The 2,090-nt window shown below is 71.3% G+C and carries 3 protein-coding genes; all 3 read left to right on the forward strand.

Features of this window, described 5'->3' with window-relative positions:
- Positions 1-199 precede the first annotated feature (199 nt).
- From BIU96_RS12675 to BIU96_RS12685, 3 genes are read left to right on the forward strand one after another with little or no spacing between them, the layout of a single operon-like run.
- Complete coding sequence (locus tag BIU96_RS12675; protein WP_071292984.1) at positions 200-652, forward strand: MarR family winged helix-turn-helix transcriptional regulator; 453 nt, start codon at positions 200-202, stop codon at positions 650-652.
- A gap of 51 nt (positions 653-703) precedes the next feature.
- Positions 704-916 (forward strand): hypothetical protein, encoded by a 213-nt coding sequence (locus tag BIU96_RS12680; RefSeq protein WP_175477544.1) that lies wholly within the window; start codon positions 704-706, stop codon positions 914-916.
- Between the two features lie 49 nt (positions 917-965).
- Positions 966-2,057 (forward strand): alkene reductase, encoded by a 1,092-nt coding sequence (locus BIU96_RS12685; RefSeq protein ID WP_071292986.1) that lies wholly within the window; start codon positions 966-968, stop codon positions 2,055-2,057.
- Positions 2,058-2,090 lie beyond the last annotated feature (33 nt).

Genomic DNA, 2,090 nt, shown 5'->3' on the forward strand with positions numbered 1-2,090 from the left:
ACCACCACCTGAATCCACCCATCGACGATGTCGTACGACGTCCACCGTGTCGGAACCCGGCGCGTGCAACTGTCGCGCCCGCACCCGTGCGACCTCGGCGATGTCGTACGACGTCGACCATGTCGCACCAGCGCACACGCACTCCGGCGTAGGACCGCTCCCCTCCCGGCCATTCGCGCACGAACGGTATGGTGGACGGATGACCGAGACCGACGTGGACCCGCTCGCCCTCGACCGGCAGCTCTGCTTCGCGCTCGCGGCGACCAGCCGGAGCGTCATCGGGCTCTACCGCGACCTGCTCGAGCCGATGGGCCTGACGCACCCGCAGTACCTCGTGATGCTCGCGCTGTGGGAGCACGACCCCCGCTCGGTGCGCGAGATCGCCCGTGAACTGCGGCTCGACTCGGCGACCCTCAGCCCGTTGCTCAAGCGGCTCGAGGCGTCCGGGTACCTCCGTCGCTCCCGGAGCACGACCGACGAACGCCAGCTCGAGGTCTCGCTCACGACCGCCGGCCGCTCCCTGCGCGAACGCGCTCGTGCCGTCCCCCTGGCCGCCGCCGACCGGCTGGGGTGGCCGCTCGAACGACTCGAGGCCCTCAAGGACGAACTGACCGAGCTCCTCGAACGAGTCGACGGCGTCGACCGGGTGTGATCCACGATCGTTCGTGGCACAATGGTTGGTGCACGAACGAAAGGACGGACCGTGGGTCGCTTCGGACAGTGGTACGAACGGTGGAACAGCACGCTCATCGCGAAGATGGGCCCTTCGCAGATCGGTGCCGGCCACCCCGAGGGCGTCGACGACCGCACCGTGGACCGCGGGTGCCCGATCTGCGGCAAGCCGCTCTCGCGACACCAGGTGATCCGGCCCGAGGGACAGGTCCGCTCCTCGACGCTCGTCTGCCCGCGCGACTGAATCCCTCCCGAGCAGGAATTGCAGTGCACAACACGGCGTTGCAAGTGAGGTGAAGCTCTTCGAACCCGCCACCCTCGGCGCCCTGCCCCTGTCGAACCGCATCGTCATGGCCCCGCTCACCCGCACCCGCGCCGGCGAGGCCGGGATCCCGAACGACCTGCTCGTCGAGCACTACCGGCAGCGCGCCGGCCTCGGGCTCATCGTCACCGAGGGCACCTGGCCCGTGCAGGAGGGCCGCTCGTACCCCGGCCAGCCCGGCATCGAGACCGACGAGCAGATCGCCGGCTGGCGCCGCGTCGCCGACGCCGTGCACGCCGAGGGCGGCACCATCGTGATGCAGCTCATGCACGGCGGTCGCGTCTCGCACACCGACATCTCGCAGACGCCGCGCATCGTCGCCCCGTCCGCCATCGCCGCTCCCGGCGAGACCCACACCGCCACGGGCAAGGCCGCCATGCCGGTCCCCCACGCGCTCACCACCGACGAGGTGCAGGACGCCGTCCAGGGCTTCGTCCAGGCGGCCCGCAACGCCATCGCCGCCGGACTCGACGGCGTCGAGGTGCACGGTGCGAACGGCTACCTCGTGCACGAGTTCATGTCGCCGGTGTCGAACACCCGCACCGACCAGTACGGCGGCTCCCCCGAGAACCGCGCCCGTTTCGCCGTCGAGGTCACCACGGCCGTCGCCGAGGCCATCGGCGAGGACCGCACCGGCATCCGTCTCTCGCCCGAGCACGGCATCCAGGGTGTCATCGAGGACGACCCGGCGGACGTCCACGCGACCTACACCGCCGTGGCCGAGGGCCTGGCTCCGCTCGGCCTCGCCTTCATCGACGTCCTGCACGCCGACCCGACCGGCGAGCTCGTCCAGCACATCCGCCGGACCGCCCGCGCCCCGTTCGTCGCGAACTCCGGCTTCAGCTCGCTGACCACCCGCGACGAGGCCATCGCCCTGGTCGACGGCGGCCACGCGGACGCCGTCGGCGTGGGCCGTGCAGCGATCGCGAACCCCGACCTCGCGCACCGCTGGGAGCACGACGCGGAGCTCAACGAGCCGCGGCCGGAGTTCTTCTACGGCCAGGGGGCCGAGGGCTACACCGACTACCCGACGCTGGCCGAGGTGCGCACGCCGGTCGCGTAGTCGACGGAACCCCTGACGGACGGGAGGCACGGT

The sequence above is a fragment of the Curtobacterium sp. MCBA15_008 genome, from assembly GCF_001865065.1.
In the GTDB taxonomy this organism is placed as follows: domain Bacteria; phylum Actinomycetota; class Actinomycetes; order Actinomycetales; family Microbacteriaceae; genus Curtobacterium.

Bases quoted from the DNA above. Each gene is read 5' to 3' on its own strand.
- BIU96_RS12675 (WP_071292984.1), top strand. From the start codon at position 200: ATGACCGAGACCGACGTGGACCCGCTCGCCCTCGACCGGCAGCTCTGC.